At 62.2% G+C, this 23,321-nt stretch carries 17 protein-coding genes and 1 pseudogene; 10 read left to right on the plus strand and 8 right to left on the minus strand.

From position 1 onward, the window contains the following. The 7 genes and pseudogenes from SKC41_RS20770 to SKC41_RS20800 form a co-directional block, all read left to right on the plus strand. On the plus strand, window positions 1–1,671 hold a 1,671-nt coding region (locus SKC41_RS20770), incomplete at its 5' end, for an AAA domain-containing protein (RefSeq protein ID WP_330979589.1). Beyond that, window positions 1,668–3,521 (plus strand): S1 RNA-binding domain-containing protein, encoded by a 1,854-nt coding sequence (locus SKC41_RS20775; protein WP_330979590.1) that lies wholly within the window; start codon window positions 1,668–1,670, stop codon window positions 3,519–3,521. The genes SKC41_RS20770 and SKC41_RS20775, both read left to right, overlap by 4 nt. 539 nt (window positions 3,522–4,060) lie before the next feature. Further along, entirely contained in the window at window positions 4,061–4,351 is a 291-nt protein-coding gene (locus tag SKC41_RS20780; RefSeq protein ID WP_330980057.1) for a helix-turn-helix transcriptional regulator, read from the plus strand. Window positions 4,352–4,500: 149 nt separating this feature from the next. Further along, complete coding sequence (locus tag SKC41_RS20785; RefSeq protein ID WP_330979591.1) at window positions 4,501–4,641, plus strand: hypothetical protein; 141 nt, start codon at window positions 4,501–4,503, stop codon at window positions 4,639–4,641. A gap of 471 nt (window positions 4,642–5,112) precedes the next feature. Continuing rightward, window positions 5,113–5,298, plus strand: a pseudogene (locus SKC41_RS20790) (helix-turn-helix domain-containing protein); the annotation flags it as partial. 351 nt (window positions 5,299–5,649) lie between these two features. Continuing rightward, complete coding sequence (locus tag SKC41_RS20795) at window positions 5,650–6,063, plus strand: hypothetical protein (RefSeq protein WP_330979592.1); 414 nt, start codon at window positions 5,650–5,652, stop codon at window positions 6,061–6,063. A 514-nt stretch (window positions 6,064–6,577) separates the two neighbouring features. Continuing rightward, a complete protein-coding gene (locus SKC41_RS20800; protein WP_330979593.1) occupies window positions 6,578–7,168 on the plus strand; it encodes a DJ-1/PfpI family protein in 591 nt (196 codons plus the stop codon). On the opposite strand, the gene SKC41_RS20805 is transcribed toward SKC41_RS20800, so the two are convergent. Further along, window positions 7,165–8,532: a hypothetical protein gene (locus SKC41_RS20805; RefSeq protein WP_330979594.1), complete on the minus strand. Its 1,368-nt coding sequence runs from the start codon at window positions 8,530–8,532 to the stop codon at window positions 7,165–7,167. The genes SKC41_RS20800 and SKC41_RS20805 overlap by 4 nt on opposite strands. Before the next feature lie 237 nt (window positions 8,533–8,769). On the opposite strand from SKC41_RS20805, the gene scoE (SKC41_RS20810) reads away from it, so the two are divergent. The 3 genes from scoE (SKC41_RS20810) to SKC41_RS20820 are packed head-to-tail and all read left to right on the plus strand — an operon-like array spanning window position 8,770 to window position 11,704. Continuing rightward, window positions 8,770–9,648, plus strand: coding sequence for a (3R)-3-[(carboxymethyl)amino]fatty acid oxygenase/decarboxylase (gene scoE, locus SKC41_RS20810; RefSeq protein WP_442931761.1), 879 nt, complete (start codon window positions 8,770–8,772; stop codon window positions 9,646–9,648). Next, window positions 9,645–10,187 (plus strand): FcoT family thioesterase, encoded by a 543-nt coding sequence (locus SKC41_RS20815; protein WP_330979596.1) that lies wholly within the window; start codon window positions 9,645–9,647, stop codon window positions 10,185–10,187. Before scoE (SKC41_RS20810) ends, SKC41_RS20815 begins: the two co-directional genes overlap by 4 nt. Beyond that, entirely contained in the window at window positions 10,187–11,704 is a 1,518-nt protein-coding gene (locus tag SKC41_RS20820) for a long-chain-fatty-acid--CoA ligase (RefSeq protein ID WP_330979597.1), read from the plus strand. Before SKC41_RS20815 ends, SKC41_RS20820 begins: the two co-directional genes overlap by 1 nt. On the opposite strand, the gene SKC41_RS20825 is transcribed toward SKC41_RS20820, so the two are convergent. Genes SKC41_RS20825 through scoE (SKC41_RS20855) form a run of 7 tightly spaced genes read right to left on the minus strand, consistent with a single transcriptional unit; the run spans window position 11,705 to window position 23,187 of the window. Beyond that, the gene (locus tag SKC41_RS20825; RefSeq protein WP_330980058.1) at window positions 11,705–12,718 is read right to left on the minus strand and encodes a GlxA family transcriptional regulator; all 1,014 of its coding nucleotides are present in this window, start codon (window positions 12,716–12,718) and stop codon (window positions 11,705–11,707) included. A gap of 17 nt (window positions 12,719–12,735) precedes the next feature. Next, the gene (locus SKC41_RS20830; protein ID WP_330980059.1) at window positions 12,736–15,615 is read right to left on the minus strand and encodes an MMPL/RND family transporter; all 2,880 of its coding nucleotides are present in this window, start codon (window positions 15,613–15,615) and stop codon (window positions 12,736–12,738) included. Between the two features lie 5 nt (window positions 15,616–15,620). Then, complete coding sequence (locus SKC41_RS20835; protein WP_442931732.1) at window positions 15,621–19,889, minus strand: AMP-binding protein; 4,269 nt, start codon at window positions 19,887–19,889, stop codon at window positions 15,621–15,623. Beyond that, the gene (locus tag SKC41_RS20840) at window positions 19,886–20,137 is read right to left on the minus strand and encodes an acyl carrier protein (RefSeq protein ID WP_330979599.1); all 252 of its coding nucleotides are present in this window, start codon (window positions 20,135–20,137) and stop codon (window positions 19,886–19,888) included. The genes SKC41_RS20835 and SKC41_RS20840 overlap by 4 nt, the downstream gene beginning before the upstream one ends. Further along, window positions 20,130–21,734, minus strand: a complete 1,605-nt coding sequence (gene fadD10, locus SKC41_RS20845) for a fatty acid--CoA ligase FadD10 (protein WP_330979600.1) — start codon at window positions 21,732–21,734, stop codon at window positions 20,130–20,132. Before fadD10 ends, SKC41_RS20840 begins: the two co-directional genes overlap by 8 nt. Window positions 21,735–21,754: 20 nt before the next feature. Then, window positions 21,755–22,321: an FcoT family thioesterase gene (locus SKC41_RS20850; protein WP_442931733.1), complete on the minus strand. Its 567-nt coding sequence runs from the start codon at window positions 22,319–22,321 to the stop codon at window positions 21,755–21,757. Continuing rightward, on the minus strand, window positions 22,318–23,187 hold the full coding sequence (scoE, locus tag SKC41_RS20855) for a (3R)-3-[(carboxymethyl)amino]fatty acid oxygenase/decarboxylase (RefSeq protein ID WP_330979602.1): 870 nt from the start codon (window positions 23,185–23,187) through the stop codon (window positions 22,318–22,320). Before scoE (SKC41_RS20855) ends, SKC41_RS20850 begins: the two co-directional genes overlap by 4 nt. Window positions 23,188–23,321: the final 134 nt, after the last annotated feature.

Raw genomic sequence — 23,321 nt, forward strand, 5'->3', positions numbered from 1 at the left:
GGATCAACCGATTTGTTCCTCGTCGAAGGGCCTCCAGGCACCGGCAAAACTTCCTTCATCTGCGAACTCGTCAACCAATACCTGGCCTCCCGGCCCCAGGACAAGGTACTCGTGGTCAGCCAGATGCACGTCGCGATCGATAACGCGATCACCCGCCTCTTCAGATCGGGAGTCACCGAAGTCGTGAGGCTGTCAAGTAACGACGACCGCGTCGACCCCGAGGCAAGTCACCTCCTGTTGAGCAACAAGCTCCAAGCCTGGGCGCAAGCAATCGCCGAGCGCGCCGCCCAAGGAATGGCCGAACTCGCGCAACGCGAGGGCGTCCAAGTTGAGCATCTGGCGCTGGCGCTGCGCGCCGAAGAAGCACTGTCCGCGCTGCGCAAGCGCGACACGGCCGCCGCGCTGGTAGGCCCGCTGACCGCCGAGGACCGGTTAGACAACGATGAGCTGTCCGAAGAACGGGTGAGCCTGCTCGCTGATTATCGGCGCGCGGCCGAACGCGCGGACGAGGTGTTGTCGTCGCTACAGACGATGGCCGCTGAGGTGGGGGTAGAGGTGGCCGCCAAGCCGGACGAGCTGCAGCTGGCCGGCTTGGTGACGCAGCTGCTCGGTGAGCCTGACACTGAACGTCGGCGGCTGCATCAATTGGTCGCAACCCAAGGTGACTGGTTGTCGAGTCTCAACGATCCCAAGGCCGCCGAACCGATGTTCCTGCCAACCCAAAGTGTCGTCGCGGGAACATGTATGGGCTTTCTCTCCAATAGCAACATCCAGGAGATGCAGTTCGATCTATGCATCATCGACGAGGCCTCGCGTGCGACGGCGGCCGAGCTGCTCGTCCCGATGACGCGGTCGAAGCGCTGGGTGATGGTCGGCGATCCCAAACAATTGCCACCGATGATGGAAGAAGTGCTCGGGCGCGAACACAATGACCTCGTCGAAACCTATGACCTCGACCGGGTGTTCTTGTCGACCTCGCTATTCGACACTCTGCTCGCTGAAGTGCCCGAGCAGTGCCATGCCAGGTTGGTGACCCAGCATCGGATGGCGGCCCCGATCGGTGAGCTCATCTCGCACACGTTCTACGGTGGCAGCCTGATCCATGACCCTGTGGCAGTAGTGGCCGCCGAAACCATCGACGACGATGAACGCGTGGTCTGGTTCTCGACCAGCCACCGCAGCACCCGCCACGAGGAGACGCGTTTCGCGGGCGACTCCAGCCTGGCGAATACGCTTGAGGTCGAACAGGTCTGCCAGCTCGTCCACCGCCTCAACACCGGAGTCAGCCTGGGCAAGTACCATCGCACCGACGGCGGCAAGCTTGAGATCCTCATCCTCAGCGGTTACCGGAAACAGTGCGTCGAGATCGAACGGGCCCTGCGGCGCGGCCACCGCTTGGACAACGTCGACGTTCAGATCAAAACCGTTGATGCCGTGCAGGGCCGAGAATCGGACGTCGTGATCTTCTCGGTGACTCGAAGCAATTTGCGTGGCGAACTCGGCTTCCTTGGCGAGCCCTATGAAGGACGGATGAACGTCGCGCTGTCCAGAGCCCGCGAAATCCTGTGGATCGTAGGCGATGCCGAGTTCTGCCAAGCCCAGCCCGGCCCGCTCAAAAAGGTACTGCACCACATCAGCACCGCCGACAATGCGACGGTGCACACGCTATGAGTAGAGATGTCTACGCAGACGCCGCGCGCAAGTACGCCCACACCCTGCCCGGCCACATCCTCTTGGCCGCCGAACCAGCCGCGATCCCAGCGTCTACGCTCACCCTCGACGTCCTCGTCGAACAGACCGAAGAACTTGAGGCAGCGCAGAAATACGCGCTACGGGCCATGCTCAACGGGCTCGACTCTATCGAAGACCTCCAACTGTTCCTTGGACTCGATGATCGAGACATCCTCCGCGCGATAGCCGGCCTCCTCGACGCCGAATACATCGACTACCGGCCGCCACCCGAAGGCGCGCTGCGTCGCCTCACACTGAGGGACGCCGGCCGCGACGCCGCGCGCGACGCGCAGCTCCGCAGACCGGCCCCAGCCACAGTCCCGGTGGTCTATGACCGGCTGACCAGAACGGTCACCCCGTGGAACAAACGGGCGCTGACCCGCACCCAAGTCGCCAAATCCAATGCGGCACGAATCCTGCTGCCGCCGGCTAGCGCCATGCCCGTCGGCCTGCACGAACTCAACGTCGACGCCCTGACCGCTGCGCTGGACATCCGGCGCGAGCCAATCCACATCCTCGGCATCAGCGGCGTCACCGAGAACCCGGTTTACTACTACGGTGCAATCTTACTGATCTACAAGAACTTTGACACCAACGAACTCCGGTTGGGCGTCGACGTCGATGGCACGTGGAGCGAGCCACACGCGGCCGCCCTCGAAAAGATCGGCGCCGTCGACCGTCTGCGTATCACCGCAGCCCCCGCCGACGAGGTCCACGAATCCGTCACCGACTCGGCCGACCGCCTGGGCCGAGACGAAGTCATCGCTCTGCAGACCGCCCTCGACAGCAACGAAACAGGCACTGACGGAAATCAACTCGACCGCGCACAGATCCGCTGGCTCGGAGTCTATGAGCACCCCACCTGGCTCAACGACGCCGTCTCGAACTCGCAGCACCGACTGCTGATCATCAGCCCACGGATCACCGGAAGCGTCGTCGACCAACGGTGGGTCGATCGGGTGGAGAAGCTCGCCCGAACCGCCGACGTCACCATCTTCTGGGGGCACGGCGACAACACCGATACCGACGAGACCGCCGTGGACAGGCTCCACAAAGCCGCGCGCCGTTCCACCCGCTTGGCAATCGTCAGAGTCCCCAACACCGTCGCAAAGGTCCTCGTCAGCGACGGCTACTACATCAAAACCAATTTCAACTGGCTGTCCTTCCGCGGCACCCCGTCGCGCCAGTTCCGACACGAAGAAGGCGACCTGGTCCAAAACCAGGAACTGGCCGACCACGCCTACGACAAGTACATGTCCGAGAACTGCACACTCGCCCTGGAAGTGGTCGGAACGCTTCCGGCGAAGTACCGCATTAGCATCAAGTCGAATGCCTCCACACCGTCGGACCTGCAGCCGGCATCTCAGCCCGCACCGCTCACAGCCAGAACAGACTCACCGGCGACCATGGGATCACCCCCGGCAGACGCGACGCAAAGTCAACCGCCCACAGCACGGCGACGAGAACGACGCAAGAAGGCGCCAGCCAGCAACCGCGAGACGGCCCGAAGACAAGCGCTCAGCAAAATCACTGTCGGAGAATCCATGTCGGGCGTCGTTAAGAACCTCGAAAACTATGGGGCGTTCGTCAGTCTCGGCGACAACCTCGACGGCCTGATCCATATCTCAAAGCTCGGACGACAGGTTCACCACCCATCGGCGGTTGTCCAACTAGGCCAAACCGTAGTAGTCATCGTCGAAGACGTCGACATCGACCGCGAACGGGTCTCGCTGAAACTCAAGAGTGTCGACGGACGCCCCCAATCACCACAAAAGCCACATCACGCCTAGACGTCAGGGGACACCGATTCGCCGTACCGCCCCCGAGAGCTTCTAGTCAAAGGTTTTGGGGTGCAATGCCGGTGAGAAATCCGAGCGACTTAACCCCGCTTTCCTGCAGGGCAGTATGACAACGCGGGCTGTTGGTTGTGGTGGTAGGGGTCGTTGGCCGGCGACCACCACGCAGCATCCAGGCAAGTGGAGTCGTCAAGCCGCGCCCGAGCCATCGGAAATTTCATGGATAATGTAGATTATCTATCGCGCTAGCATGAAACCTACTGTTGGGCAGCATTTCTGACGTGATCGACAGAACCGCGCCGCTGGCTCGGGCACGAAATGCGTTGGCGCGGGCCAAGCGACCGATCAAGATCTGTACAAGGCGGCTGCCATTTCGATGAAACTTTTCACGCAGCAGGGTCTGCACTGTTCCCGCAACTGAACCAAAGAGGAGGCAGCCTGGCGATACCTAATCGGCTATCGTCGTGTTGTGGCGGTTATCGGGCCGACGACCAGTGGCTATGTGGAGCGGTTAGCGGGAAACATTCTGCGCAATAGCGCGGGCACGCGTCAGCCTGTCGCAGCGGGAGCTTGCCAAGGCCGCGCATGTGCCGCAATCGACCATCGCAAGGATTGAGTCGGGGACCCGGCAGCCGTCACTTCCACTGCTCGCCCGGATCCTGGCCGCAGTTGATCTGGAGTTGCGAATCAACGTCGCTGACTACGACGCGCACGACGACATCCTCGACGGCGACGTCGCGCGGCTGTCGGCATTACAGCGTCAGCGCCGGCGCCAAGTACAGGACGAATTCGCAGCGCACTTGCGCGAGACGCACCGCTCGTGACCGCGGCGATCACTTCTGTCCAAGACGCATCATCTGCGTGCTTGACCGTTACCACGTCGAATAAATTGTCTTTGGCAGGCGTTCGCGATCGCATCACGGTCTCGGCTGGGCAGTGACACCAAACCGTGTAGAGCCTCATGGAGCAGGCGATGGACGAACGCGACCGCCGCCAGCGCCTGGCTGCCGTCTGGGCAGCAATGAGTAATGCCGATGAGGAGACGCTGCGGAACTGGCGAGCTGACACCAAAACTTGGGAGGCCCTCGACGATGATCTTGATGGCTACGCGTAGTGACCGATCGGATCGCGCCTGGATCCGTCGTGGGGGTCAACCTCGACCCCACCGTGGGTCGTGAGCAGGCCGGCCGTCGTCGCCTCGGCTGGGTAGTCGCGGGCGGTCGCGATCCTCGTTCCTGCAACGACGACCCGCCGCGGTTGGCCGCAGCACGTGGAGCTGACAGGGTCAGCTCTTGAGCTCGTCTTTTATTCGTCGTTTATGGTCGAGAAAGCACGAGAATCAACGGCAATCATCGGCGTCTAATGCGGAATGTAATCCTTTGGCCGACAGGCAGATACGGGCGTCATCAGAATGCAATTGGCGCCGTGGGGCGCTAATCCGTTGGTCGCGGGTTCGAGCCCCGCCCGCCCCACCGATTGTATGTATGACCTCGGTTGATGCTTGACATTTTGTCTTCGGGTGAGGCCTGACAGTGTTTCGGCTGATGGTTGACAGTTACTTCGGCTGATCCTTGACACTCCCGAGATGAGGGAGTTGAGCGTGGCCGAGCAGCGGCATGCTGCGGTGTTGGCGGTGATTGCTGATGGGTTGTCGGTGTCGCAGGTTGCCGAGAAGGTGGGGGTGTCGCGCCAGACGCTGCACTCCTGGTTGGCCCGGTATGAGGCCGAAGGTCTGGATGGGTTGGTGGATCGGTCGCATCGGCCGGTGAGCGGTGGTCGCTCCTCCTTGCACGCTTTGTCGGTAATACTCAAAGTCAAGTTGGTCAGCTGAACCGCAAGGGAGACGAATGTCCTGGAAAGCTTCCTTAATCGGTGTCGTCAGGCTTTGGCCGCCTTCGGGTACGCCGCAATCCCGCGGTATCGCGTTCTTCATCAGAGTCCTAGGAAAAGGCAGAGTTGTCTCGAACTGTCACCGCGTACGCTCGACGGCCGCCGAATTCCCCCACGACCTCGCCTTCGTCGGCGACCTAAGCGTGGCGGCCGACAGCGAAGACGTGCCGCCGGTTGGAAGGCCGGTCGAACACCGAGGGTCGGAGCTTCGCGTCTGCCTGGACCTCCTGCCGTGAAAGCCAAAGACTTCGCTTCGCGAATCGACGACCTGCGCACCGAGCTGACCAAGCTGACCAAGGAGCGGCCGAGCCTAGTTCAGGACGACTACGAGGAGCGCGTTGCGTCATGGGAGGGCAAGCTATCGGAGGCGTGGGAGCACTGCATCACCGGCGATATCCTCAACCAGCTCTTCGATCGAGGTGGGGCGGATGTGCTGATGGAGAAGTTCCGCGTGCTCGCCCCGGTGAGCGAGGTCGACGATCAGGACCTGCAAGACCGTTACGAAACGACATCGGAGTGGGCTCGGCGCCAAGATAAGGCGGAGAAAACCAACTGCTTGGCACCCGAGCCGGCCGACCTCGAAAGCGAACTTAACCGGCTGGTCGAGTGGCAGAAGCGAATTGAGAAGTACCGCAACAGCAGTTGAGTCGAGTACTCGCGTATGGACAGGTCGACATGATGCGGGGCCGAGGTTGCGCAGGTGGATGCCCGATCGGAAGCTTTTTTGCCGTCGAGCTCTCCGAATCCGATCCGCTAGCACGCACCCAATTGGCGCGGTCCTTCGCCTTGTGGGAAATCATGATTCGCGACGGACTGACCGTGATCCGCACTCGGCGAGTTGCGTGACGGCATCGATGCCGACCGCCTGGCACGAGTTACTGCGATGGGTGCACCTAGGCCTCGGCGGAATGGCTGATCAACGCATGAAGGTTCGATGAGACACTTTCGCGCAGTGGCTAATTCGGTGGTATATCTATCGCCGAACAAGCTGATTATGAATACCTGCGCTCCGTCTCGCCTTGATACATCTGTTGTAGTGAATCGCGCCAACCGCGCGGGTCGAGGCACGTCGATAAGCTCGGGTGACCTTTTTCGTTCTCTGTTCGAAACTCGCCGCCGCGATGCCCGCCCTGGTACCTCGGCGAGGGAGGATCTTAAGCATGACCAAGAACATCGGAATCGTGCTGTTCGACGGTGTGGAAGAGCTGGACGTGGTCGGCCCATGGGAAGTCTGGTCGTCGTGGGCCCACCACTTTCCCGGTGACGGGTACACGGTCTCGTGTTTCTCGCCTTCCGGTGGCTTGGTGAGCTGCGCCAAAGGCTTGGTGTTGCAAGCTCACCATTCCTTCGACGACGCGCCGAAGTTTGACGTGCTGTTGCATCCTGGTGGCCAAGGCGTGCGCCCACTCGCGTACGACGACGTCTGGCTGGATTGGGTTCGGCGGCAACGCGCCGCCGTGCCGCTGATGACCAGCGTGTGCACGGGATCCCTGGTGTACGCCGCCGCCGGACTGCTCTCACACCGTCCCGCCACCACCCATTGGAACTCACTGGACTTGCTGACCACGCTGGATCCGACGATCGATGTCCGGCGCGAGGAGCGCTTCATTGACGATGGTGACATCGTCACTTCCTCGGGGGTGTCCGCGGGAATCGATATGGCTTTGTACCTTGTCGGCCGGCTCGCCGGGGCCGAGCGTGCCCGCGAGGTCCGCCGCTACATTCAGTACGACCCCGCACCACCGCTCTAGTACTCGATCGCGGCCCGCAGGCCGAAGTCATCCAGCGCCGCACACACCACCTGCGCGAGTGCCGCTTTCGTGTTCGTCCTTCCAGGTTCCCACGACGCGACACTGAACCACACCTTGTCGCGAAGCGATGCCGCCGACACCAGCAGATGCCCTCCTAGCCGCTCCAAGATCGCTGGCGTGATCCCGGCTTCACCCCCGCGCATAGCGAAGAAGTCCGCGTCGGTGCCATCGGGCCGGTTCGCCTCGGACGGCATCTCGCCGATATTGGTGCAGCCCACGCGTTTACCCAAATTGAACGCCCACTTCTCTATACGGCGAACAACCATCTTGGGGGTGAATGGAATCAACGCCAATGGCGCTTCTAAGGCATCGCCTGTTTCCGCAAGTTCGATGAACGCCTGTTTTAGGGCCCCGCGAAGCTCGGCAAGGTTCTGCGTCACCTCATTCGCGTTCGCCCGCACGGCAACCCCTGAGTGCGGATTGGCTCGCGTGTCGCCATCGGCGTGGTTGCTTACCGGCACCGACAGCACGACGCTTCGGTCGTGGTCGGTCCGGCCGAGTCGATAGCCGAGCCGAGTGGAGAATCCAGCAAACAACACATTGCGTGTCCCGCCCAGCGCACTGGCGCGCTCATCCCAGTCTCGCGCGTCGACGCAGCCGTAGACCCTCGGCACCACCAGTCGCTGCACTCGCGCCGCCGACGATGACGTTGCTGCAGACCTGGCCGAGGGCGGTGATACCGGCCTGGCCGAGGACGACAGGTTTTCCGGCTGTGCGCGGTTAACGCGCACAGCCGCCGCAATGGCCGCCGGTACCTTCAAGGCCGAGCGGACAGTAACCGCGACGTCCTGCCTGAGCGCTTGTCGGCGACTGCGTGAACCCGGCGGCGGATATCCGAAGTCGCGATGGGTGCCGTTGACGGCATCCGCGATCGCCAGGATTCCGGCCTTGGAGTCACCCGTGGTGTGCGAAACGGCCAGCGACACCGCGGCACCGCCACCGATGAGAGGTTGAACCCCGAAGTGCCAGGGCGGCCCCAATTCGGGATCGATCGCGACGAAGGACCGCTCGTCGACCCAGTCCCAGACTTCGTCGCGGCGCCGCTGCGCGACGGCGATATCGAGGTCGGCGGATCCGTTGTGCGACACCCATCGATGCCTGCCAAAGGGCAACGGCGAGCGTTCTATTAGGCGATTCACCAGCGTGTGCTGGAGGTTGCGCTGGAACCTGCGCAAGCCCTCGAGATTGACACCGTTCTCGTAGATCCAGATGTACTGGATGACGTGTCCTCTGCCCAGCCCACGCATTGTCAAAAACCAGTTCTGGTCCATGTACGTCAGCGTGTTGTCGATGGGGGTGCTCATATGGGCCCTTCTTCGGAGCAGATCCAGCGCCACAAGAGGCAGCCGGTGCGGGCTGGGCGCGGCCCTCAATGTACATACCGTCGCCGGCTTTCTCATGCGAGGCGAGACCTCGCGAGACCTTTCGAATTCGCCGGGAACTCAACGTCAATATTCGACGACTAATACACACGGGCAAACCATGGGGGTGGATTGCTGACCGACAACCGGGGGTGGAGAAGGAGACTCTTGGTGCAGTTCATCAGTAAGTTCACCGAACTAGCGGCTGTCGAGGTGTACGACTTCGATCCGGCGATGGCAACCAGCGACGACATCCAGCTGCTCCGACACCACATCTACACCGACAAACTCGTCATCCTCAAAGCCCAAGACCTGAAGCCGGCCGCGTTCGTGGAACTCGGGCAACACTTTGGAACGCCGGTTTCGTACTACGAACCGATGTATCACCATCCGGAAAACGGCCTCATCTTCGTCTCCTCGAACCTCGCCCGGGCGGAGGGTCAGATCGGCGTGCCGAGGACCGGCGGATTCTGGCATGCCGATTACCAGTTCATGCCGAAGCCGTTCGCGTTCACACTCTTCTATCCGCAGAAGTTGCCAACTGGTACCCGAGGTACCCGCTTCATCAACATGGCCAGCGCCTATGAGCGACTGACTCCACGACTCAAGGAAGCCATCGCGGACACTTTCAGCAAGCACAGCGCTCGGCGCTACGTCAAGATCCGGCCCTCGGATGTCTACCGTCCGATCGGTGACATCCGGGCCGAAATCGAGCGGGTCACACCGCCGCAAACCTGGCCGACGGTGCTCATCCACCCGGTCACGGGCGAGCGGATTCTCTACGTATCGGAGGCCTTCACGTACGCCATCGAAGACTCCGAGGGCAACGCGCTGCCTCTCTCCTTACGCGACGAACTCCTCGACGCTTCAGGACAACTCGACGAGTCCTACGAACACCCGAACATCTTCGTGCAGACCTATGAGCCCGGCGATCTCGTGCTGTGGGACAACCGGACCCTGATCCACCGCGCCTTGCACAATCCAAACAACGAACCAACGGAGTCCTACCGCGTGACCGTCACCGACGAATACCCGCTCGGCGCCGAGGTCGCCGCATGACGCAAACATCGCAACCCAGCCTCGCCGAATTCCTGCAGGACGACACCGTGCTGCTCGATCGCACCATGACCCCGTACGTCCGCAAGGACACCGTCTACCTCAAGCAGGCGACGGTTGTGCGCCGCGGCGACATCGTCGTCGGTTCCGGTGATCTGGGGTTCGACCATTCCTGCTATATCGAGGAAACCGGCCACTTCAATGCGGTCGAGTTCGTCATCTCCTATAACCAGCTCATCTACTACACGCTCGCGGCCTCGGTTCGCGACCAGCTCATCCCCGAGCTGAGTGACTGGACGATGGACGACTATTGGCAGCGGCAACTGCCTTCAGTCCTGATCAGCAAGATGAGCACCCGATTCCGGCAACCGATCAATTCCCGGTCTTACCGCGGTGTCCTGACGATCACCGACGTCGAATTCCGCCACCGGTCGCGCCCGGTGTTGGCGTTGCAGACCACGGTCGAGTTCACCGACGACGGCGCTGGCAGCGCCCTGGGCGAGGTCGAAATCGTGTTGGCGGATCTGCCCGCGAAATCATAATGGCGGGAAGCCGTTTCGACCTAGTCTCTGTTCTCGAGCAGAATGCGCGCCTGGGCGGCGACCGCGCCGCCTTGATCTTCGAGTCGGCACGGGTGTCCTTCGGCGAACTCGCGCGGCGATCGGTGGCGGTTTCCAGGGCGCTTGCCAGTGCCGGTGTCCGTCCCGGCGACCGGATCGTCCACGTCGCCACTGACTCACCGGCACTCTACGAGTTGCTTTATGGCTGCGCACGTCTCGGTGCCGTCTTGGTACCGGTTAACTGGCGCTTGGCTGCTGACGAGGTCGACTACATCGTCGACCACGCCGGGGCTCGCGTCCTGATCACCGACCGCACCGACCTCACAGCCGAAACTGTGATCAACGTCGACAGCTTCGCCGCATGGCGTGACCGAGCGCCCACTCTTGAGCTACCCGAGATCGTTGTCGATCGCGATACCCCGATCGTGCAGATGTACACCAGCGGAACGACGGGCCGTCCCAAAGGTGTTGTGCTAGCACACCGTACCTTCACCGCGGTGCGTGAACTTCTAGACGATGCCGGCTTGGATTGGATCGATTGGCGGGACGGCGATGTCAGTCTGATCGCGCTACCGGGATTCCACATCGGCGGTATGTGGTGGGCGACGCAGGGCCTCAACAAGGGGATACCGAGCGTCGTGATCCCACGGTTCAAGGCACTCGATGCCGTTACGGCGATCCGTGAAAATGGGGTGACTGTCAGCTGTTTCGTTCCGGCGATGCTGCTCATGATGTTGTCCGAGCCCGGCCTGACCAAGTCGGATTTCGCCACGGTTCGCAAGATCGCCTATGGGGGCTCTCCGATCGGCCCGGACCTGCTTTCGCAAGCGCTCGACACGTTCGACTGCGATTTCGCACAGATCTACGGTTTGACCGAAACGGGAAACACCGCGGTATGCCTACCACCGAGCGAGCACCTGCCGGGCCGGGCCCGTCTGCACGCCGCGGGCCGACCCTATCCCGGCGTAGGAGTCGCCATCCGGGACCCCGACGGCACCGAACTTCCACCCGGACGCTGCGGCGAAGTCTATCTCCGCAGCCCGGCGCAAATGCTCGAGTATTTCGACAACCCGGCCGCTACCAGGCAGACCATTGTCGACGGCTGGATTCGCACGGGCGACGCGGGATATCTCGACGACGACGGCTTTCTGGTGATCCGGGACCGCGTCAAAGATCTCATCATCGTCGCGGGCGAAAACGTCTACCCCGCAGAGGTCGAAAAGACCATCAATGCTCACCCGGCGGTACACGACAGCGCGGTGGTGGGCGCACCGGATGTCTTGCGGGGCGAATGCATTCACGCATTCGTTGTTGCTAAACAGGATGAAGTACTGCAGCTCGACGACCTCGAGCGGTTTCTCGCTCGGCGGCTCGCTCGCTTCAAGGTGCCGGGCACGTTCCACGTCACCGATGCAATCCCGCGGAACCCCAGCGGGAAGATCCTGCGCCGGACATTAAGGGAGCGGTTCTGGGCCGGCCTAGAACGGCAGATCAATTGATCACCCCCCGGGTGGGCGGTCGGGGCATGCAGGCCTTGACGAAAAGCTTCTGCGGTATTGGTCGGGCGGAATACCGATTCGGCGAATGAAGTTGCGACGCATCGTCTCCGATGTCCCAAAACCACACCGCTCAGCAATGGCGACGACAGCATCGTCAGTCTCCTCGAGCTGGCGGCGAGCGGACTCGGTACGGATCCGTTCGACGTAAGCCCCAGGAGCCTCGCCGACCTCGTTGGTAAACAACCGGGTGAAGTGTCGCGGGCTCATCGCTGCTCGCCGCGCCAGGTCGGAGATGCTGTGGGCAGCACCGGGTTCGGCTTCGATCGCTTCCTGCACGCCCCGGATGGACTGACGGCTGGCACGAGGCACCCACAGAGGCGCGGCAAACTGCAACTGGCCACCGGGCCGACGCAGATACAGCACCAACCAACGTGCGACAGCCTGGGCGACGTCCCTACCGTAGTCCTCCTCGACGAGCGCAAGCGAGAGGTCGATGCCCGCCGTGACCCCAGCGGCTGTCCACACCGAGTCTGAGCTGCGCACGAAGATCGGCTCCGGGTCGACGGTGATGGCTGGGAATTCGCGGGCCAGCCGATCGGCGAACGCCCAGTGCGTCGTCACACGACAGCCATCGAGGAGACCGGCCGCAGCGGCCAGAAACGCGCCAGTGCACACACTGACCACACGACGGGAGTTGGCGGCGGCGCATTTAATCCAGGCCACGGTGTCCGGGTCTTGCCCGGCAGGTTCGACACCGGCACCCCCGGGCAACACGAGTGTGTCGATCTCTCTTGGTTTGGGCATCGCTTCCGCAACGAAAGCCAGGTTGGTGGAGGTAGATATCGGCTGGCCGTTTCGGGATACCACGCTGACCCGATACCCGCCCCCGGTCAGCCGCGCTGCACCGTCGAACACGTCATGCGGCCCGACGATGTCCAGCGCCTGTACGCCGGGAAAGCCCAGGATCACCACCGAGCGAGCTTCGGAACCGCTGCGGACCAACGGCGACAACATCATCTAGCACACATCCCTCAATTGGCGTGTACGAGAGAGCGATCTTGCGGCTGCGTTTGGGCTGGCACGGCCGAAGCCCGATGAGGGCGCGTGTGTACTTTCAACGGCCACCAGAACCAGCGGCCCAGCAGCGCGGCGATGGACGGCGTCATGAATGCCCGCACGATCAAGGTGTCGAACAGCAGACCCAGACCAATGGTGGTACCGAGCTGACCGATCATCTTCACGTCGCTGACGATCATGGATGCCATCGTGAACGCGAACACCAGGCCGGCGTTCGTGACGACTTTGCCGGTGCCGCCCATGGATCGGATGATGCCCGTATTGAGGCCGGCGTGTATTTCCTGTCGGAATCGGGAGACCAGCAGCAGGTTGTAGTCCGAGCCCACCGCCAACAGCACGATGACGGACATCGCAAGCACCAGCCAGTGCAACGGGGTGCCGAGAATGTACTGCCACACCAGCACCGACAATCCAAACGATGCGCCGAGTGACATCGCGACCGTGCCGACGATGACCCCGGCTGGTACGAGCGCACGGGTGAAGATCAGCATGATGATGAAAATCAGGCACAGCGAGGAAATGCCCGCGATCACGAGATCCCATTTGGCGCCCTCGGAGATGTCTTTGAAGACGGCGCCGATGCCGGCCACGTAGATCTTGCTGCCCTCCAACGGAGTTCCCTTGAGCGACTCCTCAGCCGCGGTGTGTATCGCGTCGATACTCGCGATCCCCTCATCCGACGCGGGGTCGCCCCGGTGCAGAATGATGAATCGTGCCGCGTGGCCGTCGGGTGACAGGAAGTTGCTCATCGCCCGCTGGAAGTCTTTATTTTCAAACACTTCCGGCGGGAGGTAGAACGAGTCGTCGTTCTTGGAACCGTCAAAAGCACGGCCCATGGCCGACGCGTTTTTGGTCATGTCTTCCATCTGGTTGAAAATGCCGGACATCGTGCTGTGCAGCGTCAGCATCATGGTCCGCATATTCGCCATGGTCTCGATCATGGGTGGCAGCTGGGCAATCATCTGGGGCATCAGCCGATCGAAGTCCCTGACGTCAGCCAGCAGCGTGTTCAGTTTTTCGTCGATCTGGTCGACGCCGTCAACCGCGTCGAACATCGAGTGAACCGACCAGCACATCGGAATGTCGTAACAGTGCTTCTCCCAATAGAAGTACGACCGGACGGGTCGCCAGAAATCGTCGAAGTCGGCGATGCGATCGCGTAGGTCGTTCGTGATCTGTTGCATCTCTTCGGTATCGCCGACCACCCGATGCGTGGTGGCCGCAAACCTCTCCATCAAGTCGTACATCCGCTGCATCGTGGCGACCGTCTTGGTCATCTCGTCAGCTTGCTTCAGCATGTCGTCCATCCGATCACGCTGAAACTTCATGTCCTGCGCCATCCCCGCGTTCTGCATGCTGAGCTGGAACGGTATCGAGGTGTGGTCCATCGTCGCCCCGTCCGGCCTGGTGATGGCCTGCACGCGTGAGATCCCCTGAACGTGAAAGATGCCTCTGGCCAACTTGTCCAAGATCAGAAAGTCCGTTGGATTACGCATATCGTGATCGGTCTCGAGCATGAGTATCTCTGGCTTCATCCGCGCCTGGGGAAAGTGGCGATCCGCGATCGCTAAGCCTTGATTGGCCGGGATGAAGCTGGGTAGGTAGGCCCGGTCGTCGTAGCTGGGCCGGTAGCCCGGCAGGCTGATGAGGCCGACGAGGGCGACCGCGAATGTAACGGCCAGAACGGGTAGCGGCCAGCGCACGACCACCGTGCCGACTCGCCGCCAGCCACGCACCTCGAGCCGCCGCTTCGGGTCGCAGAGACCGAACCGGCTGCCGACGGCCAGGACCGCCGGTCCGAGTGTCAGCGCGACGAGAACCGCAACCAGCATGCCCACTGCGCAGGGAATCCCCAGGGTTTGAAAGTACGGCATCCGGGCGAAACTCAGGCACAACGTCGCGGCGGCGATCGTGATGCCCGAGCCCAAGATGACATGGGCCGTCCCCCGGTACATGGTGTGGAAAGCCGCGTCGCGGTCCTCGCCGGCCTGACGGGCCTCCTGGTAGCGACCGAACAGAAATATTCCGTAGTCGGTTCCGGCGGCAATCGCCAGCGACGTGAGCAAGCTGACCGCGAAGGCGGAAAGCCCGACCAGTCCGCCGTGCGCGATCAGCGCGACAACTCCTCGTGCCGTGGATAATTCGACGCCAACCGTGAGCAGCAGCAGAATCACGGTGGGCAGCGACCGGTAGACCAGGAGCAACATGGCGAAGATCGCCGCGACGGAGACGAGGGTGATCTTCGCGATGGATTTGTCGCTGCTGTGATGCAGATCCGAGGCCAACGCGGACGGCCCGGTGACGTAGGCCTTGATCCCGGGTGGCGCTGGCGTGCTATCCACGGTACCGCGGACAGCGTCAACGGAATCGTTGGCGAGCTGCTCGCCTTGGTTCCCGGCGAGGTTGACTTGCAGGTATGCGGCCTTGCCGTCGTTGCTCTGCGAGCCCGCCGCCAACAACGGATCTCCCCACAAGTCTTGGACACCGACCACGTGTTGTTTGTCCGCGCGCAGTTTGCGAACCAGGACGTCGTAGTATTTGTGGGCATCGTCGCGGAGGGGCTTGTCGCCCTCGAGCAAGATCAGCGCCACGCTGTCGGTATCTCCCTCGTTGAAAACGTGACCGATGCGTTTGAGGGCCACCAACGACGGTGCGTCCGTAGGGCTTAGCGCCACCGATCGCTCTTGTCCGACGACCTCCAGCGGGGGAACGAACACTGTGAGGATGACGACGACTGCCAGCCAGAACAGGATGATCGGCACTGCAAGGGCGTGAATCGTCCTGGCGATTAAGGACCTTTCGGCGTGGATGGAGTCGGTCGACTCGGAAAGCATTGCGCTCATGCGGAACCCGGCTTCGGCGTGGTGGTCCACCGAAGTCGGCCCCCGCCACTGTCGTTATCGCCTTGGACCACAGGTGCGCGGAGAAGCGCGTGAACCGAAAGGGGGAATGCGTCGAGCTCGGTGACCGATTCCACGCCCAGGGCAATGGTCGGCCGATCCCCGAGGTACTCCGCGTAGGAACGCGCCCCCAATCTCATACCCAAGCTGAACCACCCATCTACCACCGACCACCTTCGTAGATTGCTTTTTGCCCAAGCGCTTTGATCCAGGCGATGTTTCCACTCGATAGGGTCGAGTTCGTCGAAACCGTACTCGCCGAGAAAGTCTGCGTAGGTCATTGCCTCGCCGCGCGTCACTGTGATGCCGCGTCCCAAGCTTGCTGACCCACCTCGCTCGGTGAGCATGCCCAAGAGGGCACGTCCTACGGCTTGGGCTGTGGTGACCTCTTCGGTCAATGCCACTGCAGGATAAGCCCGTAACGCGGTACAGCCGTCAACGACCGAAATCAGGACGTCGGCGGAGTCGTGCAATTGATGGCCGTCACCAAGTACGCGCGGCAAGCGGACGATCGTGAAATCGAGTTCTCGCGATGACGCGGCCAGTGCCAGCTCCGCAAGTGATTTCGACGCCGCATACGGGTAGGGCGCCTGACGGGGGTCGGCAACTTCGGGCCCGGCGGCCTGCCCGTTGACGACGAACGTGGACAGATGCACCAGTCGAGTCCCGTGACGCGCGCACACTTCGGCCAGGGCGGAGACAATTTCCACATTCGCCGGCCGAAGTTCGCGGTAGGGCACCAGCACGTTGGTGTTGCCGACGCAGTTGATGACGGTTCCGGCGTCAGTCCCGCGTATCAGGGCCTCTAGTATTGCTGTGTCAAACTCAGCAGGGAGCAGGTCGATCCGCACCCTATCGACGTTCCGCAGTGTTGTCCATGGATCATGATCGGGGAGAGTGGATCTCGTCGCAAGAACCACTTCCGGAAGCGCCACTCCCGACAGCCTTCGATCGAGGACTGCGCGGGCGAATCCGGTGCCGAGAATTCCGGACGCGCCCAGCACGACGATTGCCCGTCCGTCGCTTTGGCTCGGGCACGATGCGGCGCTCGCCGTCACCGGTTGCCGTTGCCCCCACAGCTCGGCGAGATCGCGTTCGATCTCGGCAGCGGTAGTGGCGTCCATCCACGAATCGGTTGTCGGTACCGTGTCGCCGAAGTCGGTGACCAGGTTGACCGCGTTGTCGGCGCTGATGAGATCCAGAACCGAAATCTGGCGATTCAGATAGCTGCGAGTGTCGGGCAGAATTCGAATGAGATCCAACGAGCCGATACCTTCGCTCAGCAGCGATGCGGAAGGTGCTACCACCCGCCCGAGATGCACGCTCCAGAGCTCGGCCAAGTCGGCTGCTCGCTGACCGGTCTCGGCGTCGCCGGGCAGCGCGGCCACCACCTGCGGCATCGCTCGTAGACTGTCGCTGTCGACTTTCCCGTTGATTTTGCGCGGGATGCTCGGCACCGCGAGGACGAAAAACGATGCCACCCCGAGGCTTACGAGGATGAGCCTGATACGTGTCGCCGTTGCCGCATCCTCCTGGGCCTCGCGGGCCCGGTGCGATTCGAACCACACCCCGAGCCGACCGCTGTGCAGTTCGACGGCGACATCGGCCACCGCGGGATCCTCGAGGACTCGTTTCGTCACCTCGGCGGTGTCGATCCGCTTGCCGGAGATCTTGACGACGGCGTCTCTACGGCCCGCGAAGACGGGGAAGCCGTCGTCGTCGATGGTGACCCGGTCGGCAGTGGCGAACGCGCGGTGGCGCGAACCGTCGCTGGTGGTCACGGTGCCGAATCCGGGGCCGTCGATACCCAGATACCCCGCCGATACCAGATCTCCGACGATGACCAGTTCACCGAAAGCAATGAACACCGTGCCCGGGGCGATCGGTCGGCCCAGCCTCAGACGATCGGCGGGCGCAGCCGCCGTCCCGTCACCGACGAGCGGCAGATAGGCGACGACGACCGTGCTCTCCGTCGGACCATAGGTCGACACAAGCGATATCCGTTGTAGGTCATCGGAATCGACCCACTTGTCGACCGCGGCGGGCCGAATGGCCTCCCCGCCGATGACGATCTGGCGCAGGCGCGAACGGCGCATCGTGTCGAGCGCGTCGTCGTCCTCGCACAGGAGATGCCAGATCGCAGTGGGCAGGTCGATCAGTGTTGCTTCGGTGGTGAGGAGGTCGCTTGTGAGGGCGGTGAAGTCTCCGGCCCGCATGGCCGGGGATCGGATGAGCTCCGCTCCGGCGCTTGCCGCGCCGAAGATCTCCTCGACACTGATGTCCGAAGTCAGTGGCGCGCATTGCAGGATGGTGTCGTCCGGTCCCCATCCGTAGGTTCGTCTGGCCGCATCGCAGAAAAGCGCGAGCGAACTGTGGGAGATGTGTACGAGCTTGGGCTGCCCCGTCGACCCTGAGGTCGGCATGATGTACGCGGTCTTGGTGCCCAGACCTTCATCCCGGGCAACTTGTTCCATGCGCGCGTCGACGATCGTGCGTAGTTCGTCGTCCGCCGGCGCCAGTCGGACAGCGCCGATGTCGACCACATGCGCCGAGATTCCACTTCCGTGCTCGGCAATTTCGCTCGCGCGCAAGGGCACATCGTCGGCAAGGTCGCAGGAGCTGTAGCCGCATCCGGCAAGGTGACAGGCGACCAGCAGGTCGATGGTCTTCTCGGTCTCGTCGTCGGCGAACACCAGGACGTCACCGGGTGCGCTGCCGTGCTGGACCAACCAGGCAACCCACGGATAGACGTAACGACGCCCTTCGAGGAAACGCCCGACGCCTCTTGCGGACGGTAGAAACCACGCGCGAGCCGCTTCCCGCGTCTCGATTGCTCCGCTGCCCGGGCGGCGGGCGCCGTCGGGACCGATGCCGAACCACTCGTCGACGGTCATGGCGATCGGCTGATGCCACAGCACCGTCATCGATTCCAGCGCCGCCGCAATCCGCTTCGCGACGCCGGGATGCGTCCGCTGCGGCGGCAAGTCCGCCCTGTTCCAGATCGCCACGTTCAGAGTGCGCTCGTCTTCGTCCAGAACCGACGCCACCGTCATGCCTTCGACCGGGCCGATATCGGTGGCAATCGGTGCCTCCGCCAAGAAGGGGCGCAGGGTGCGCGCGCATGACTCGCGGATCAAATTGAGCGTCAACGCCTCGACGTGGGCGGTGTGGTTGATCGCCAAGTACATTCGGCGGTAATGCTCCTCGCGAAACCACCGGCGTCTGACCGCTTTGACGTATCCGCGGTCGAGCGTTCGGACGACATCCTCCACCGAGGCGAATGGCGGAAACCGGATCGAGTGCGCAACCGAATTGACCAGACATGTCGCGACATTCAGATCAGGGTCGCCAAAGCGGTTGTCCACCGCGTGAACCAGTAGACTTTCGGTGCTTTGTCGAAGGCTCGCGTCCACTGCTACCGCGGCCGCGGCCACCAGCACGTTGAGCGGGATCTGCTTCGTGTCTGACAGCGCGAGGATCGCATCGTAGGCCACGCCGGATACCTGCACGGACTCGCAGAGCACCCCCTTGGCGGCGCTCCCGATCGTGTTGTCCGAGACAAGACCGTGCCCGCCGTGCCGCGCCTCGTCGGTGAGCTCGCGCTGCACGACATCGGAGAGGCGCCGCAACGATTCGTCGACCCGGGTTGTCTCGCAAAGATTCGCGTCTTTGATCTTGGCCAGCCCCCGCGCCACACACGGAGTTTCAGCAGAACCACCGATGGTGAGGTTTCGAGCCAGATCGGCCTCGATAATGGCCGTTCCGCCACCGTCAATCAGGATGTGGTGGGTGCATACGTCGAGTCTGGACACGCAGCCAGCTCTGTCGGTCCGCACGGCATACGCGACAAGCGGTTTGGTGAAGATGCCGGAAGACCAAAGGCGCATGAGCTCGTCGACACAGTCGTCTGACTGGCCCTGACTGTCCGGCCCGACGTGCACGATGTCACTGGGTCGCAGCCTTGCCACGAGATCTGGGTAGTCCACCCCCGGCGGTGGCGCCTCGAGAACACACAGCTGCACCGGGTTTTCGAGGATCGTTGTCTCAAGGGCAGTCAGGAATTTCGGCAGCTCCAACGGATGGAAACGATAGCTCTTGCGGATCAGGTACAGGCCCGGATCGTTGTCGTGGATCACCCCGTTGTAGAGGTTCTGCTGAGACCTGCTGAGGGGAACTCGATCCACGGGGGCGTCGTCGGGCACGGTCACGCCGATTTTTCCAGCTCGAATCTCTCGAGCTCCTCGACCCAGCCAGCAAGCGACAGCTTCTCGGCCAGCCGGGATGGCAGCTCGGACTCTCGTTCCACGCTAAGGCGTTTCAGCAAAAGGACGAAACGAACGGAATCCAGACCGAGGTCCCGCAGGTCGGTCGCGTCGCCGTCAATGAGATCCGCTTCATCGATATACAACACCTCGCAGAGCGCGGCGTAGACTCGTGCTCTCGTCGTCTCAGCCACGTACCACCACTCCGGTCTGGTCGCTACTGATCGCGGCGGCCAGCGATCTTCGCATGACCTTGCCGGATTGCGTGCGAGGAATGTCGGCGACGATCACGATGTTCGATGGCCGCGCCATCGATTCGGAGTGATCCCGATAGCACGATGCGATCGACTGTTTGAGCTTGCGGGCCTCAGACTGGTCCAGGTCTGCCGTGGGGACCACCGCCAGGCCGACCAATGCGCCGAACTCGTCGTCGGGAATCTCGTAACACGCGGCCTCGCGGACCCCTAGAACGCCTTCGGCGATCCGATCGACCTCGTCGGGCACGATGTTGACGCCGCCGGAGATGATCATCTCCGACGACCTTCCTTTGATGTAGAAGAAGCCGTCCTCGTGACGCTCCAGCAGGTCGCCGGTGTTCACCCATCCGTCGATGAATACTTCCCGGGTGCGTTCGGGATTGTTCCAGTACCCCAACATGTTTGCGGGTGACTTGATCCACAGCGTGCCGAATGAGGCCGAGGGCGGTGCGTCGGGGGAGGTCGGGCCGCGACCATTCGGACCGGCCAGATAAACGTCGACGCCCGGGTACGGGCGGCCCACTGCGCCCTCCTCGATCTTCGAGATCGAGTCGTCATCGGTCGGCAGGCACAGTGCGGTACAACCCGTTTCGCTCAGGCCGTAGACCTGCACGGTGTGGATGCCGGCCGCTTCAATGAAGCGCAGATCGGCCGCGATCGCACGCGAGCCGCCGTATCCGAGTTCCCGCAGCGATAGGACCGGTGTGTTCCCGGTCTTCAGTTCGGAAACGAGTTTCGAAATCAGAAACGGCACCAGGCATGTCGTTGTGACCGTATTCGCGTTCAGAATCTCCAGTAGGGACGTCGTGTTCTCCCCGCCGGTGATGCACAGCATGCCGTGCGCGAGACAGGTGAGGATCCACCACAGCCCACCGATATGGGTTGCCGGCAGCGGTGAGTAGGTGGTCTCGCCGGTGACCCACGTGATCCAGTTCAGACCCTCTTTTTGCAGGATATCCGGTATAGCAAAGAAGGTCCGGTTGGCGAGCAAAACCGCTTTGGGTTCGCCCGTGGTGCCGCTGGTGAACACCATCGCGAGCGGATCATCGGCGCCCAAAGTTGGCGTTCCGGCGAGCCAATCCGGGTCGACGGTTTGTGCTGCGCCGTCGGCGCTGGACGCAATGTCGACGGTGATCATCGCTGTCGGGGCGAGTGTTTCCGGCAGATCCGAAGATCGCGCCCTGCTCCCTGGCGCGATGAGGACCGCGCGTGGGACGGTGATCTGACTGAAACGCTCGATGGTTGCTGGTGGAAGGTTGCCGTCCGCCATGACCGCGATAGCTCCGAGCTTTGCGCAAGCTAGCACCGAGAGGTACGTTTCGGGTCCGTTATCCGAAATGACGAGCACGCGGGACCCGCGTTCTACAGACTGCGCGCGAAGAGTCGCGGCATATCTGTCCACTTCTGCCAGGAGTTCTGCGTATCGCATTGCGCTCGTCCCGTCGCACCGGCGGATCGCGATCGCTTCGGGCCGTTGGAGTGCCTGCTCGAAAACACGCTGCAGCACGGTGGCGGGCAAGTGAGACGTGGCCATAAGTGCCTACCTCCAGCGGGTCAGGGGATATTGAGGGCCGCGAGTTCGACCTCGCCGGACGCAGCTCCGCCGTCCTCGTCCCAGAACTCGATGGCGCACGGGATCAAGAGGTAGCGCCAGGCCCGTTCGACAACCCGGAAGTTTTGGCACATCAGGCGTGCGGAGAACTTCTGGGCGTTGATCGGTTTTCTGAATCGCGACGATGCGCTTTTGATCAACATGGCCGGCAGCTGGTTGTCGAAGAAATCCTCGATCGAATAACCCGGAACGGCGGGGATCTGCTTGTTGATGACGGCCGGCGCGAAGGCGCAATAGGCGAGCTGGTTAAAGCAGATCATCATTTCGGCTGCATTGAAGTGTCCCGTGCTTCGAATATAGGCGGACTCGGCAATGCTGAAATTCCCATATGCCATCACGTGGTTGGGCCCGGCGCCGTACTGCGCGTCCAGCAGGTAGCGGCACCCTTTGTGCGAATAGGGTTCCAGGACTTCACTGAGGAGTTCCTCTGACACGGGAACCGTGGCCAGCAGGTCCGCTTGGTCCGGCGCGGTCGGGGCCGGCGCGGCCGGGCTCAATTCGGTGCTCATACCGCGTACCCCGGTGTCTTGAGACCGTCAAGCATGGTGAGCCGGTGGGTCGTCAGGGTGCCGTCGGCTGTGCCGTGCTTAGCCCGGTGAATGAGAACCCGGTTGTCCCACAAGACGATGTCGCCGACTTCGTAGTGTTGGGTATGTATGAATGGCGATTTGTACTCGGGATCAAGCTGCCCCGTCGCGTTCATGAGTTCCTGCAGAATTGCCGGATCAAGCACATTCCCGTCCTTGTCCTCGATCTTGTTGGTGGCCAGAGCACAGATGTAGAGAATCTCCTGGCCCGTCTTGGGGTGCCTGATGATCGTGGGCCACTGTCGTGGCGGCGTGGTGCGGGTGATCTCGTCCCAAATGTCTCCGATGGGCTTGTGAACGTCGCTCGGGCGGATCTTGATATAGCGCCGAGGGTCGTGGGTGCTGACTGTTCCGCGGACGGGATCCTGCTTGGCGGCGGGAAGCGATTCCCACACCCTGTTGAGATCGATGAAGTACGTACCGCGGTCGGCCCCGGGCACGGCGAGAGGTACCACCATAGAGAACGCGATGGGTTCCGGCATAAAACCGTAATCGATATGCCAGAAAGCGCCGGTCCGTGGAACTCCCTGACCTTCCACAGTGGAAGAAACAAAGATCTCCGGATGCTGCTTGTGGTGATACATGGGCTCGTAATAGGGCACGATTGTGCCGAGGGTTTTGCCCAGTTGGATGAATTGCTCCGGTGACGGATGGACGTCTTTCAGAACGACGAGTTTATGCTCGTAAACGAGATCGCGAATCTCGTCGGTCGAAACATTGTCCAGGTCACTGGGATCAAGCCCGGTGATCTGCGCACCGAGGCCCTCGCCCTTCACGTTAAGCGTCATAGGATCTCCTGCTTCTATACCTGTTTGGGCCAACTCACAGACTGTTCATTTACTGCCGGTACCGGGATAAGGCGCACAAAATAGCGTCGGACATCCTTAGCCGAGGCGATCCACTGATATCTCCGTGGCGAGAT

Source organism: Mycobacterium sp. 050128 (genome assembly GCF_036409155.1).
In the GTDB taxonomy this organism is placed as follows: domain Bacteria; phylum Actinomycetota; class Actinomycetes; order Mycobacteriales; family Mycobacteriaceae; genus Mycobacterium.